General features: G+C 48.3%; 11 protein-coding genes. 10 read left to right on the forward strand and 1 reads right to left on the reverse strand.

What is annotated here, in order from left to right; translation table 11 throughout:
- The first annotated feature begins 11 nt into the window (after positions 1-11).
- The 5 genes from BN6465_RS02590 to hemW are packed head-to-tail and all read left to right on the forward strand — an operon-like array spanning position 12 to position 7,261.
- Complete coding sequence (locus tag BN6465_RS02590) at positions 12-953, forward strand: GerMN domain-containing protein (protein WP_066731431.1); 942 nt, start codon at positions 12-14, stop codon at positions 951-953.
- Complete coding sequence (locus tag BN6465_RS02595; protein WP_066731432.1) at positions 950-3,259, forward strand: DNA internalization-related competence protein ComEC/Rec2; 2,310 nt, start codon at positions 950-952, stop codon at positions 3,257-3,259. Before BN6465_RS02590 ends, BN6465_RS02595 begins: the two co-directional genes overlap by 4 nt.
- Positions 3,260-3,263: 4 nt before the next feature.
- Complete coding sequence (gene holA, locus BN6465_RS02600; protein ID WP_066732728.1) at positions 3,264-4,244, forward strand: DNA polymerase III subunit delta; 981 nt, start codon at positions 3,264-3,266, stop codon at positions 4,242-4,244.
- 25 nt (positions 4,245-4,269) lie between these two features.
- Positions 4,270-6,081 carry a translation elongation factor 4 gene (gene lepA, locus BN6465_RS02605; RefSeq protein WP_066731433.1) on the forward strand — a complete coding sequence of 604 codons (1,812 nt, stop codon included), beginning with the start codon at positions 4,270-4,272 and terminating at the stop codon, positions 6,079-6,081.
- Between the two features lie 19 nt (positions 6,082-6,100).
- Positions 6,101-7,261, forward strand: coding sequence for a radical SAM family heme chaperone HemW (hemW, locus tag BN6465_RS02610; protein WP_066732730.1), 1,161 nt, complete (start codon positions 6,101-6,103; stop codon positions 7,259-7,261).
- Between the two features lie 49 nt (positions 7,262-7,310).
- On the opposite strand, the gene BN6465_RS02615 is transcribed toward hemW, so the two are convergent.
- Positions 7,311-9,104 (reverse strand): sigma-54-dependent transcriptional regulator, encoded by a 1,794-nt coding sequence (locus tag BN6465_RS02615; RefSeq protein WP_066731434.1) that lies wholly within the window; start codon positions 9,102-9,104, stop codon positions 7,311-7,313.
- A 215-nt stretch (positions 9,105-9,319) separates the two neighbouring features.
- Here BN6465_RS02615 and BN6465_RS02620 point away from each other — a divergent pair, with 215 nt between their 5' ends.
- Genes BN6465_RS02620 through BN6465_RS02640 form a run of 5 tightly spaced genes read left to right on the forward strand, consistent with a single transcriptional unit; the run spans position 9,320 to position 14,761 of the window.
- Positions 9,320-10,474 carry an iron-containing alcohol dehydrogenase gene (locus BN6465_RS02620; protein ID WP_066731436.1) on the forward strand — a complete coding sequence of 385 codons (1,155 nt, stop codon included), beginning with the start codon at positions 9,320-9,322 and terminating at the stop codon, positions 10,472-10,474.
- A gap of 15 nt (positions 10,475-10,489) precedes the next feature.
- A complete protein-coding gene (gene pdxA / locus BN6465_RS02625) occupies positions 10,490-11,533 on the forward strand; it encodes a 4-hydroxythreonine-4-phosphate dehydrogenase PdxA (RefSeq protein WP_066731438.1) in 1,044 nt (347 codons plus the stop codon).
- 13 nt (positions 11,534-11,546) lie between these two features.
- Complete coding sequence (locus BN6465_RS02630; RefSeq protein ID WP_066731440.1) at positions 11,547-12,815, forward strand: four-carbon acid sugar kinase family protein; 1,269 nt, start codon at positions 11,547-11,549, stop codon at positions 12,813-12,815.
- Between the two features lie 18 nt (positions 12,816-12,833).
- The gene (gene dapA / locus BN6465_RS02635; RefSeq protein WP_066731441.1) at positions 12,834-13,742 is read left to right on the forward strand and encodes a 4-hydroxy-tetrahydrodipicolinate synthase; all 909 of its coding nucleotides are present in this window, start codon (positions 12,834-12,836) and stop codon (positions 13,740-13,742) included.
- 29 nt (positions 13,743-13,771) lie between these two features.
- On the forward strand, positions 13,772-14,761 hold the full coding sequence (locus BN6465_RS02640) for a hydroxyacid dehydrogenase (protein WP_066731444.1): 990 nt from the start codon (positions 13,772-13,774) through the stop codon (positions 14,759-14,761).
- The last annotated feature ends 25 nt before the right edge of the window (positions 14,762-14,786 follow it).

Consider the following 14,786-nt stretch of genomic DNA (forward strand, 5'->3'; position numbering starts at 1 on the left):
TGGAGGACAACATGAAAAAACGGACGCGGGCAGGTATCAGCCTTGCACTGGCGGCAGTGACAGCGGTATTGGCATGTGGCTGCCGTGATAAAAAGGCTGATATCCAAAATGCAGAATATACAATATTTCATATCAATGCAGAGGGAAGCGGTCTCGTTGAGAGTGTTTATACCGGAAGCATGAAAGAGCCGGAAAAGGCCGTGGATCAGATGCTGTCAGCACTGAAAAAACCGGACGAATCTATTGAAGAACAGCCGGCAATCCCCAAAAAGGTGAAGGTGGAGCGCTTTCATCTGGAAGATGAAAAGCTGGAGCTTTTTTTCAATGCGGAGTACGGCAAGATGGACACGGTGCAGGAGGTGCTTACAAGGGCAGCGCTGGTAAGGTCCCTCACACAGATTCCCAGTGTGTCGCTGGTAGCCTTTTTTGTAGACGGCGTGCCACTGACCAATAAGGACGGCGCGGAATTGGGCTATATGCAGTCGGAGGATTTTGTGCAGAATACAGGCTCAAATATTAATTCCTACGAAGTCACGGACCTGACGCTTTATTTTGCCAATGAGACCGGAGATAAGCTGGTGGAAGAGACGGTGAGCGTGCGGTACAATAGCAATCTCTCAAAGGAGAAGCTTATCGTAGAGCAGTTGATGAAGGGACCGTCTTCACAGGAACATCAGCCCACGATTCCGCAGGGGACGAAGCTTCTGGGGGTTTCTGTAAAAGACGGAGTCTGCTATGTGAACTTTGATGAAGGAATGAACCGTACTATTCCGGGGGTAAAACCGGAAATGATGGTTTATTCGGTTATCAATTCTGTGACGGAAGGTGGTTCTGCGGGACGGGTGCAGATTTCAATTGACGGGGACAGCAATTTCAATTTTCAGGAGAGTGTGAAGCTCTCCGAGCCTCTCACCAGAGATTTGGATTTGGTGGAGGAAAAAGAGGGAGATTGAGAAGAAGATACTTATGCCAGATTTGTCTGGGCCTGATTATGATAATCGTACTGTTGAGGACGGCGGACGAGGCGCGCTTTTTTCCGGAACTGCGGCCTGCCGTCTCCCAACAGAACCTAAAGGAAAAAGAGGAAATCCGGGTGAGCGGGACTGTCCGCAAAAAATCAGAAAAGGATGGAAGGCTCACACTGGAACTACAAGATATTACATGTAATGGGACGCTGGTATGTGACGAAAGAATACTGGCTTATCTGGAGGAAGAATCACTTCCTTACATACCGGTCATGGGGGAAAGGCTCCTTGTGTCCGGGAAAATCAATTTTTATCATCAGCCCCGCAATCCGGGGAATTTCAATCAAAAATTTTATTATCAAAAACAGAATATACACGCATTTATCGGAGACGCACGGCTGGATTCCGATTCGCCGGGAAAAAGACAGAGAAATAATAGTATGCTGTATCGTCTGAAAGAATGGCTTTGGATGGTGAGAAAGAAGGCGGCTCTGGTGATGGAATCCTATTTGGGAGAAGCGCGGGGCGGAATGTTAAGCGCCATGCTGCTGGGGGAGAAGGGACTTTTAGATTCGGATATTTCGGAGGCTATGAGCAAAAGCGGCATAGGCCATCTATATGCGGTGTCGGGCCTGCATGTTTCTTTCTTTGGATTTGGGGTTTACCGGATTTTGCGGAAAACAGGTCTGCCGATTGGCATCTGTGCGGCAGGGGCCAGTTTGTTTTTGCTGCTCTATGTGGAGCTTACAGGAAACGGTGTTTCGGCCGTCCGCGCTTATGTCATGTTTGTGATACGGATGGGGGCGGAAGTGAGCGGCAGAGTGTATGACGGGCTGACCGCTCTGGCGGCGGCCGCAGTTTTTCTGCTTATAAAGCAGCCGCTCCTGCTGTGGGACGCCGGGTTCTTATTGTCGTTCGCGGCGGTAGGCGGAATATATGGTGTTCTTCCCATTCTGAAAAGTTGCTTTGAGGGCCGGGCGGAGGGGAATCTTTTGCCGGGATTTTTGACAGTGGCAGCGGTCAATCTTGTATTAATTCCGTTGATGCTGCGGTTCTATTTTGAGCTTGCGGTGTATTCTCTCATCTGGAATGTCATCGTGGTTATGCTGGCCCCGGTTGTGCTGACGGCCGGAATTGGGGGTATGATACTGGGAACGGCATCCGGCTGCCTGCCTCTGGCGGGTGGTGTGGCAAAGCTGTTCTTCTTTGTGGCAGACAAGATATTATGGTTTTACGAGAGGGGGAGTAAGCTTATGCTGCTGATTCCGGGGAGCCGCTTCGTGGCAGGCTGTCCGTCCATGTGGCAGGTGGCTTTGTACTATACCGCTCTTTTCACAGGACTGGCAGTCGCTGCTGCGAGGAAAAGGAAAAAGAGAAACGGTGGGACAATGCTCAGGCTGGCCGTCTGCAGTATCATTTTAATTGGTTTCGGCATACTGTTTCTGCCTCACGGGAAACGGGGACGGACCGAGGTGGTGATGCTGGATGTGGGACAGGGAGACTGCTTTTTTGTACGGGGGCCAGAGGGCGGGACATACTTGATAGACGGCGGTAGCAGTACGGTCAATAAAGCCGGGCAGTACCGGATAGAGCCTTTCCTAAAATCACAAGGAGTGGGCGTTTTGGACTATGTTTTTGTATCCCATGGGGATGCGGACCATTTGAATGGGATTTTAGAGCTTCTGACGAGACAGGAGGTCGGAATTGAAATAAGAAATGTAGTGCTTCCCAACGAGGAGGTTTGGAATACGGCACTCACGGAACTCACTGAGACGGCAATGAGGAAAGGGACAAAAATTTATGTCATGGAGCAAGGACAGTCACTGAAAGAGAAGGGACTGACGCTCACCTGTCTGTGGCCAGAGACGGAATATACGGGGGAGGCCGGAAATCAAGCCTCCATGGTATTGAGTCTGACATACGGCGCATTTGATATGCTGTTTACCGGGGATTTAGAGAAAGAGGGGGAGGAGGCCTTTGTCCGCTGGGCTATGGAAAGACAGCGGGAGGGAGCTCTGCAGGCTTCCTATGAAGTGCTGAAGGCCGGCCACCACGGCTCTAAGAATGGAACCGCACAAGCCATGCTTGAATTCACAGCGCCTCGGGATGTATTTATATCGGCGGGGCAGGGAAATTCTTATGGACATCCCCACAGGGAAGTGCTAGAAAGGCTTGCAAAATGGGGGTGTACACTATATAATACGAAAGAGCAGGGGGCAGTTTCCCTTTCCACCGACGGGAAGTCTTACCGGGTAAAACTGCCTATGCAAAGAAGGAGAATTATTGTATACTGATACCATGAAGAGTTTAAATGAAGATTTAAAAACAGGGAATTTTAAGCAGATATATCTCCTGTATGGTGAGGAGGCTTATCTGAAAAAACAGTATAAAGAACGGTTTGTAAAGGCTATCGTACCTGAGGGCGATACGATGAACTATTCCTACTTTGAAGGGAAGAACACCAATCAGAAGGAGATTATCGACCTTTCTGAAACCATGCCCTTTTTTGCGGAGAAGCGTCTGATTGTTCTGGAGAATACTGGGTTTTTCAAAAACGCCGCGCCGGAACTTGCGGAGTATGTTAAAGATATGCCGGAGACCACCCATTTGATTTTCGTCGAAGAAGAAATCGACAAGCGGGGGAAGCTCTACAAGGCTGTCAAGGCCTGTGGACATATTGTGGAGCTGAAGCGGCAGGATGAGTCTACATTGATCCGGTGGATTCTGGGCATTGTGAAAAAGGAAGGCAAGCAGATAAGCGAATCGGCGGTCCGTTACTTTATCGCCAAAGTGGGGGATGACATGGAGAAGATTCAAAGGGAGCTGGAAAAGCTTTTTTGCTTCTGTATGGAACGGTCTGAGATAACCGTTGCCGATATAGATGAAATCTGTTCGACCCAGATTACCAACCACATATTTGATATGGTTGACGCGGTGGCTAATAAGCAGCAGAAGAAGGCGCTGGATTATTACTATAATCTGCTGGCGCTGAAAGAACCGCCCATGCGAATCTTATATCTGCTCACGAGACAGTTCAAGCTCCTGCTTGAAGTCAAGGAATTAGAGCGGCTCGGCTACGGACAGAAAGATATGGCCTCCAAGGCGGGACTCATGCCCTTCTTGGTGGGTAAATACCGGACACAGGCCAAGGCTTTCAGGCGCAGTGAACTGCGGCAGATTGTGGAAGCGGGCGTACAGACAGAAGAAAATGTAAAGACAGGGCGTATGGGGGATGTGCTTTCCGTGGAACTTTTCCTCGTAAAGTACAGCCATAAATGAAATAGATAAGGAGCGTATTTGGCATATGCACATGGAACAAAGTAAAATCAGGAATTTTTGTATTATTGCACATATCGACCATGGAAAGTCTACTCTGGCAGACAGAATTATTGAGAAAACCGGGCTTTTGACCAGCCGTGAGATGCAGTCTCAGGTACTGGACAACATGGATTTGGAGCGCGAGAGAGGAATCACTATTAAGTCTCAGGCCGTCCGGACAGTCTACAAGGCGCAGGATGGGGAAGAGTATATCTTTAACTTGATAGATACCCCCGGACACGTGGACTTTAACTATGAAGTCTCAAGGAGTCTGGCCGCGTGCGACGGCGCTATTTTGGTGGTGGACGCGGCGCAGGGCGTGGAGGCGCAGACACTGGCCAATGTATATCTGGCTTTGGATCATGATTTGGACGTGATGCCTGTCATCAATAAGGTGGACTTGCCAAGCGCCATGCCGGAGCGTGTCATTGAAGAGATCGAGGATGTGATCGGCATCGAAGCGGAGGATGCTCCTCGAATTTCAGCCAAGACCGGGCTCAACGTGGACGAAGTGCTGGAGCAGATCGTCAGAAAGATTCCGGCGCCCTCAGGCGACCCGGAGGCGCCCCTTCAGGCGTTGATTTTTGATTCACTGTATGATCCTTATAAGGGCGTTATCGTTTTCTGCCGCATCAAAGAGGGCCGCGTTGCAAGGGGCACTTCCATTAAGATGATGGCTACGGGCGCGAAGGCCGATGTAGTGGAAGTCGGATATTTTGGGGCAGGGCAGTTTATTCCCTGTGAAGAATTATCTGCCGGAATGGTAGGGTATTTTACAGCCAGCTTGAAAAACGTCAAGGATACCCGTGTGGGAGATACCGTGACCGATGCCCAGAATCCTTGCGCGGAGCCGCTGCCCGGCTACAAAAAGGTGAATCCTATGGTGTATTGTGGGATGTATCCGGCGGACAGCGCCAAGTATCCGGATTTGAGGGACGCGCTGGAAAAGCTGCAGTTAAATGATGCGGCGCTTCAATTTGAGCCGGAGACATCGCTGGCTTTAGGCTTCGGATTCCGATGCGGTTTTCTTGGGCTTCTGCATCTGGAAATCATCCAAGAGCGTCTGGAAAGAGAATATAATCTGGACTTGGTGACCACCGCGCCGGGAGTTATCTATAAAGTATACAAGACAAACGGAGAGATGATCGAGCTGACGAACCCTTCTAATCTGCCGGATCCCGCAGAGATAGACTATATGGAGGAGCCGGTGGTGAAGGCGGAGATTATGGTGACCTCTGAATTTATCGGAGCTATCATGGACCTTTGTCAGGAGCGGCGAGGCGTGTATCAAGGAATGGAATATATCGAAGAGACAAGGGCGGTACTGCACTATCACCTGCCGCTCAATGAGATTATCTACGATTTCTTTGACGCGCTGAAATCCCGTTCCCGCGGCTATGCCTCCTTTGATTATGAGCTGCTGGGATATGAGCGGTCAGAGCTTGTGAAGCTGGATATTCTGATTAATAAGGAAGAAGTGGACGCCCTTTCCTTCATCGTATTTGCCGGAAGCGCTTACGAGCGGGGAAGGAAAATGTGCGAGAAGCTGAAGGAAGAGATTCCACGGCAATTGTTCGAGATTCCCATTCAGGCGGCGGTCGGAAGCAAGATTATCGCCAGAGAGACGGTAAAGGCAATGCGTAAAGACGTGTTGGCCAAATGCTACGGGGGAGATATCACCCGTAAGAAAAAGCTTCTGGAAAAACAGAAGGAAGGCAAGAAGCGTATGCGTCAGGTGGGCAGCGTAGAGATTCCACAGAAAGCGTTTATGAGCGTGCTGAAGCTGGATGACAAATAAAGGACAGGGAGTTGACGTGATGCCACCATTGGAGATATATGTTCATATTCCTTTCTGTATAAAAAAGTGCGCGTATTGTGATTTCTTATCTGCGCCTTCGACTGCAGAGGAAAGAGAGGCTTACGTGGCGGCGCTGTGCAGGGAAATCGAGTCCTGCGGCAGCCGTGTGGAAGACTTTGACGTCACCAGCATATTTTTCGGAGGGGGCACGCCTTCCCTTCTGGACGGAGCCCAGATGACACGGATTATGGGTAAAATCCGCAAAAATTTCAGGATTGCTGGAGACGCAGAGATTACTGTGGAGATGAATCCGGGAACCGTGACAGAGGACAAGCTGGAGCGCTATAGGCAGACTGGCGTCAACCGTCTGAGCATAGGCCTTCAGTCCGTTCACGACGACGAATTAAAGATGCTGGGCAGAATACACACCTATGAGGAATTTCTGCAATCTTACCGAATGGCAAGAGACGCAGGGTTCGAAAATATCAATATTGATTTGATTTCTGCCATACCGGGGCAGTCTCCAAGAAGCTGGCAGGAGGCTCTTGAGACGGTGGCAGCTTTAAAGCCGGAGCATATCTCCGCCTACAGTCTGATTATAGAGCCGGGGACACGCTTTTACGAATGGTATGGGGAGGATGACCGGCGGAGAGAAGCCGAATTGCCGGGCGAAGAAGAAGAGCGGCAGATGTACCGGCTGACGGCAGAGGTGCTGGGGAAAACCGGATACAAGCGATATGAGATATCCAATTATGCACGGGACGGTCATGAATGCAGACATAATCTTGGCTATTGGGACAGGGTACCCTATCTGGGCTTCGGAATAGGCGCAGCTTCCTTTTTTCCTGAGAGCGGAGGGGAACCGGGGAAGATGACCCGGTTTACAAACCCGGAGACAATGCAGGAATATGAAGAGTCGTTTCAGGAAAAGTTCAAGGCTCCTCCGCTGAGCACAGAGGAAGAGATGGAGGAATTCATGTTCTTGGGGCTCCGCAAAATAGACGGGATATCAAAAGAAAAATTCTGCGGATATTTTCATGTTGGAATAGAAGAAATCTACGGAGAGCAGATAGAGAAGCTGATAAGCTTAGAATTGCTGGAAGAAGACGGGGATGCCATCAGGCTGACCGAACGGGGAATTGATGTCAGCAATGCAGTATTTGTAGAATTTATGTTTTAAAAAGTTCCAGAGGGACGGGCTGCGGGTAGGCGGCCCGTCCCTTTGTGTGTTATGCTTTAATGTCCCGGCTTTTCAACAGCCGCCAAAGTGTACTTCTGCTGATGCCAAGCCGTTTGGAAGTCTTTTCTTTGTTTCCCTGCTCTTCTTTCAACACCGTCTGTATGATTTGATAATTGATGTCATCCAGTGTCTGCGTCAAATCCAAAGAGGTGGTAAAACTATCGGCATGGGAGGAAGGCTCTTGCGCTATAATATTTTTCACCACCCTGTAAGAAATGTATGGAGTAGATGTGAGAGTGACTAATTCTTTCAGGACGCGGTGGAGCTGGTCGAGGTTGCCGGGCCATTGATATGAGGTCATTACTTCCATGGCTTCCGTCTCAAATCCGATAATCTGTTTGCCCAGAGACACATTTAATTTATGGAGATATAAGGCGGCTATGCTGGAAAAGTCGGAAAGCCGCTCCCGCAATGGAGGCAGCAGCAGTGTCAGACATGACAGACGGTTTTCCAGACAAGTGCGTACGCAGTCGGTGTCATGTGGTTCTCCATGCCGGGTGACAAGAGAGAATATCAATCGGTTTCTTTTGATAAGATTCGTACTTTCCACATAAGAAAATAGTTTCTCCAGTTGTACTTTCGATAATGTGTCACAATTTTTGATGTATATAGTGGCGTGCAGCGAGCTGAGGGGAGAATTATCACTGGTGAGTAAATTGTTCCATTTCCGCTCGCCCATGAACTTACAGTCGATCACATAGAAAGGGGAATGGGCGAAGGGGCCGTTTTCGTACATCATAGAGGCCACTTTATCCTTCCCGGTTCCTGTTTCCCCTGCGATCAGGACCGGCAGTTTGCTCCTGCTGTATTCTTCTATCATATAAGCCGTGTCCCCGGTGCGGCTTGAGCTGCTGTAGTAAGTCGGAGAATCTTCAGCCAGGTAATCCGGTTTGTTGTATATTTTGATTTCCGGATTTTCCTCTGCAATTATTGCATCTGTCAGCCGGATTATGACAGCTGTATATTTTTGCCCACTGTAGTACAGATGACGGCTGCTGATCGTATAAACTTTGTCGCGGATCTGACGGGCAACGGTCTGGTCGGGAACTTTTAAAAATGCTTTTAGATAAGTCTGCACAAGGTTCATCAATGAGTCATTCATCTCGTCCACGGCAAGGCTGGAGAACCACAGACTGCCTGCTGGGTCATAAATCAAGAATTCTTGTTCTTGGTCTGTGAGAAGTGCCTGAAACAAGTCCTTCTGTTTGTGTACATGAAGAGAGGAGCGCACGAGCTTTACAGCCCCCTCAATTGCGGTTTTGATACTCTCCGTTCCGGAAGAAATAAGAATGGAATTCATACCAAGTTTTTTGGCCGCGCTGACGGCGGTCATATCACCGAGAGTAAGAGTACAGCCTCGTTTTTCGGCATCCCGCAGCGCAGGGAGGGCATCCTCCTCACCGGTAAATGTGAGGATGTCGATATCGTATTGGAGCAGATCGCACAGCACACGGGCGCTTCCGGTAATTCCTGAAAATCCGGCGATAACATATCTGCCGGAATAAGTCTCCGCAAGTTTGATTGCACGGAGAATGTCATAGCCGGAAATGGAAATATCTATCACTGGAATCTCAACGGTAGAACGAATCAATTCGGCGGTCCCGCCCCGGGAAATAATAACATCATAATTTTTATGTGCCAATTCAACAGCAATTTTTCTTCCGGTATCTAAATCACCGATCTGAACGGTCAATTCAATGTCATTGAAGGTTCCGGCGATGGAACTGATGGCTTCTGCCATTCCTTCATAGGGTGCGACGGCAAGTATCTTTATTTTCTGCATAGAATCTTCCCCCTTTGAGAGCAATTGATTATGAAATATATGTTTATTATAAGTTGAAATGTTTTAAAATGCAACGTTTTTGTGAGAATACTGTTTTAAAATAATACAAAAATAATAAAATTAAAACTTGAGATAGAAATACACAGGGAGTATTATAAATTTAAAGAACATAAAAAGAAATAATGTTTCAATATAGAACAAAAAGGAGGACGAAAATGAGTTTTCAAATTAAAATTCCATCCTGTATCTATGGTGGTGTGGGATGCATAGAAAATGTAAAAGGGATTGTGGAGAAGGAAGGCGCGCGGCGAATAATCGTTTTTACTGACAAGGGGGTGCGTGCCGCTGGTCTTCTGGATATGCTCACAAGCCTTCTCGACAAGACGAAAGTGGAATATCAGGTGTTTGATGATTTGACACCGGAACCTGCATATCAGGATGTGGAGCGGGTCGTGAAGGAAGTGGAAGGATACGATGGAGAACTTATCATTGCACTTGGCGGAGGCAGTGTCATGGATGCCGCAAAGCTGTGTAGTGTTTTAAAAGGGGCACGCTACACGGTGAAGGATTTGCTGGACGAGCCGTCACAGGCTGTGAAAATGGTGCGGACTGTTATGATACCTACAACGTGTGGGACTGGCTCGGAGGCCACCTGCAACGCTATTGTGGCAGTTCCGGAAGAGCAGTCAAAGAAAGGAATTGTAAATGACAATATGATACCGGACTATGTGCTGCTGGACGCGCAGATGATACGCGGGCTTCCGAAATCGATTGTAGCGGCGACAGGGGTCGATGCACTGGCCCATGTGGTAGAATGCTTTACGTCAAAGAAGGCAACTCCCTTTTCCGACACCTATGCCGCGGCGGGGGCAAAACTGATATTTCATAATATCAGGGAGGCGTATCATAATCCCGACAACATGGAGGCGAAAAATAACATGCTTCTCGGTGCTTTCTATGGCGGCGTGGCGATTACAGGAAGCGGAACGACAGCAGTTCATGCCTTATCTTATCCGCTGGGTGGAAAATACCATATTGCACACGGGGTGTCCAACGCAATCTTGTTTGCACATGTGATGGAGTTCAACATGAAAGCCTGTGAGGAACGGCTGGCACAGCTATGTGACATTGTATATCCTCAGAAAGTAGAGGAGAGCACCAATGACAAAGCCAGATATATCATCGGCCAAATTGCGGGCATTGTAAAGGACACCGGTATTCCTACGGATTTAAGTGAATTCGGTGTAAAACGGGCGGATCTGGATGTTCTCGTAGACGCAGGAAGTAAACAGCAGCGTCTGCTTGTCAATAACAGGAAGTCCTTAAGTCTCGAAGATATCCGCAATATTTATCTTAAAGTTTTGAAATAAGGAAAGGGAACAGTCATGAAGAAGAGACCTATTATTGGAATTACTATGGGAGACCCGGCCGGTAACGGGGCGGAAATCACAGTGAAGGCGCTGTCTGATCCGGCAGTGTATGAGAAGTGCCGTCCGGTCGTCATAGGTGACGCAGGCTGTATGGAGCAGGCGGTGAGTCTGGTAAATAAAAGCAGCCACATAAAAATCCATCCTATAAAAGAAGTGAAGGACGCCTGCTTCGAGCCGGGGATTATCGACGTTTATGATATGGGGCTCGTAGATATGCAAAGGCATGTCTATGGGAAATTATCAAAAATGTGCGGGGAGGCGGCCTTCCAGTATGTAGTCAAAGTGATAGAGCTGGCACTCAAAGGTGAGATAGACGCCACCGTGACAAATGCTATCAATAAAGAAGCAATTAACATGGCGGGACACCATTATTCCGGGCACACAGAGATCTATGCAGACTATACACATACGGATAAGTATACGATGATGCTGGCACATGAAGAACTGCGTGTCGTTCATGTATCTACACATGTGTCACTGAGGCAGGCCTGTGACAGAGTGAAGAAAGACCGGGTGCTGGAGGTAATACGAATCGCCAATGATGCCTGCAAAGCGATTGGCATCACAGAACCGAAAATCGGTGTGGCCGGACTCAATCCCCACTGTGGAGAAAATGGCATGTTCGGAGTAGAAGAAATAGAAGAGATACAGCCCGCCATCGACGCTGCCATGGAGGAGGGAATCTGTATCCCTGAGAAGAAGCCGACGCCGCCGGACAGTATTTTCTCGAAGGCATTGGGCGGGTGGTATGATATCGTTGTAGCCATGTATCACGATCAAGGCCATATTCCTCTGAAAGTAAAAGGCTTTGTATATAACAAAAGTTTAAAGAAGTGGGACGCGGTAGCCGGAGTCAATGTGACACTGGGGATTCCTGTCATCAGAGTATCGGTGGATCATGGAACCGGATTTGATTTGGCGGGCACAGGGGAATCCAGTGAGGTAAGCCTTGTAAATTCTATAGACTATGCTATTCGGCTCGCAGTAAATAGAAATTAATGGGGGAGATAGCATGGTGAAGCTGTTGGTCATAGCGGACGATTTTACCGGAGCGTTGGATACAGGAATACAATTTGCAAAACGCGGAATCAGGACACAAATATTTACAGAGTGCAGACCGGAAAGCAGGAAGATAAAAAAGGATACAGAGGTTCTTGTAGTGGACACGGAATCCAGACCGATGTCACCGGATGATGCGTATCGGGTTGTAAACGAGACGGCCCTCTGGGCAGTTGAGATGGGGGCCAGCCTCATTTTTAAGAAGACGGACTCTGCTCTTCGGGGCAATATAGGCGCAGAACTTCAGGCCGTGGCGGACGCACAGCCCGGGCATACACTCTATTTCCTGCCTGCATACCCTGAGATAGATAGAATAACAGTGGACGGAACCCAATATATCCAAGGGAGGCTTCTGCAGGACAGTGTTTTTGGCAATGACCCTTTCGAGCCGACAACATTATCCTATATTCCGGATATAATCCGGACGCAAAGTGAGATACCGGTAATATGTCTTGGGGGCACAGAACGTGCCCAGACCGGTACAGACTGGATGAAGGGGCAGCAGATTGCGGTATGTGATGTCGCAACGGCAGAAGATATGGACAGAAGGGTAGAGGAACTGCTGGGAGACGCCGGCTTGAAGCTGGTCGCGGGGTGCGCGGCTCTGGCGGATTGTTTGGCGGAGAAGCTCTCTTTTCACCGGACAATAGTAAAAAAGTTTCGTAAGACAGACAGTATTTATATTGCCTGTGGAAGCTTAAATAAGATAACCGAAGAACAAGTAGAATATGCGGAGAACAAAGGCGGATTTGTCCGCAGGCATTTGACTATGGAGCAGAAACTGAGTCCCGCGTATTATAGTACTTCAGAAGGAAAGCGTTTTTTGGATGAAATCTGTTCAAATTTGCAGACGGAAAAAAAGATGATTGTGGATACCTTTGATATAGAAGAAGAAAAAGAAAAATATTTACACGGTCATAATGTGGCAAAGGAGGATGTACGGCGTCTGATTGCCTGCGCGCATGGCTGTATAGTCAGGGAAATTATAGAGCGGCAAATGGATGCCACGGTACTGATGACCGGAGGAGACACGCTGATGGGATGTATGAGGCTGATTGGCTGTACACAGATAGAGCCTGTTTGTGAGGCCGGACAGGGAGTGGTCGTCTCGATGCTGGAATGGAATGGGCGCCGGCAGCAGGTCATTTCAAAATCAGGCGGATTTGGAACTGTGGATATACTGTGCAAGACCGCACAAAAAATATTAAAAGAGAATATTTAATTCAAGGAGGACATGGGAATGAAAAAAACGGAATTAAAAGGAATTATCACACCTATTTTGACACCGATGAACGCTGATGAGAGTGTGAATCTGGACGAGTTATGCAGACAGATCGACCGTCTCATTGACGGTGGAGTACATGGTATTTTTCCCTTTGGGACAAATGGTGAAGGTTACATATTAAATGAAAATGAAAAAACAGAGGTCTTGGAGGCGGCTATAGCCAGAGTGAAAGGAAGAGTGCCAGTATACGCAGGCTCCGGCTGCATTTCAACAGCCGATACAATCCGAATGAGCAAAAAGGCAGAGGAACTAGGGGCAGATGTACTTTCGATTATCACACCGAGCTTTGCGGTTGCGTCACAAAAAGAATTGTACGATCATTATGTAGAGGTGGCAAAACATGTGGACACTCCCATTGTGCTTTACAATATTCCGGCCCGGACAGGCAATAAGCTGCTTCCGGAGACCGTCGCAAAATTGGCAAAAGATGTTGACGTAATTGTAGGAGCAAAAGATTCCAGCGGGGATTGGGAGAATCTGAAAGCCTATATCACCCTGACTCGTGAACTGGACAAAGATTTTTATGTGCTTTCAGGCAACGACTCCTTGATTCTTCCGTGCTTGAAGGAAGGAGGACGGGGAGGAATCGCAGGATGCTCTAATGTATACCCCCATGTACTTTCTTCTATTTACAATCTGTATATGGAAGGAAAGCTGGAGGAGGCTGAGGCGGCGCAGGATTCTATCGCAAGCTTCCGGGCGGTGTTCAAATATGGCAATCCGAATACCGTTGTAAAAAAAGCTGTTTCCATGCTGGGATATCCCGTCGGTGACTGCCGCAGGCCTTTCAACTATCTCTGCGGTGAAGGGATTGAGGCGCTCGATAAGGTCTTGAAAGAAAATTCAGAAAAAGGAATGAATTAAAAAGAAAAGGAAGAGAGGAGACAGCACAGATGAAATTTGTTATGACGCAGGCAGTCTGTCCAGAAGGGATGAAGATGCTTGAAGGAAAAGCCGATATTTATGTGGCGGATAATCAAGACCCCAACAATTATCTGAATGAGATGAGGGAGGCGGACGCATTGATCGTGCGTATTGCCAAATGTGACGGCCATGTGATTGAGAACAGCCCTAATTTGAAGGTGATTGGGCGTACAGGCGTAGGATATGATACTGTGGATGTCAAGACGGCGTCTGCCCACGGGATACCAGTTGTAATTACGCCCGGAGCCAATAATAGAAGTGTGGCGGAACATGCGGTGGCAATGATGTTTGCACTGTCTAAAAATTTGATAGAGGGACAGACAGAACTGTGTGCGGGTAACTGGGAAATCAGGGGCGCAAAAAAGGCTTTTGAGCTGGAAGGAAAAACAATAGGGATACTGGGGCTCGGGGCAATTGGCCGTGAAACGGCCAAAATCTGCAGTGGGTGCGGAATGAAGATTGCGGCTTACGACCCGTTTATGACGAGAAATCAAGTCGAGGACTGCGGCGCGGTATTCTATGAAGATTACAGAGAACTTTTGAGAGACAGCGACGTTGTCAGCATCCATGTGCCGCTCACAGAACAGACAAAAAATATGATTTCGGGGGAAGAATTAAAGCTGATGAAAAAAACTGCCCTTCTCATCAACTGCAGCAGAGGGGGAATCATCGATGAGGACCAGTTAGTACAGGCATTAAAGAATGGTATTATTGCGGGGGCGGGGACGGATGTATTCTGCAATGAACCGCCGAAAGCAGACGATCCTATGCTGAATTGTCCGAACCTGATAGTCAGCCCGCACTCGGCGGCACAGACAAGAGAAGCGGTCATAAAGATGGCGCAGATGTGCGTGAAGGGCTGTCTGGCAGTTGCAAATGGGAAAAAGTGGCCCTATGTGGCTGACAAAACAGTATATGAGCACCCGAGGTGGGCAGGTACAGAATGGGAAGAAGTATAGAATAACATAATGGAGGAATGAAAAA

Origin of the sequence: Bariatricus massiliensis (genome assembly GCF_900086725.1) — a bacterium.
GTDB lineage: Bacteria > Bacillota > Clostridia > Lachnospirales > Lachnospiraceae > Allocoprococcus > Allocoprococcus massiliensis.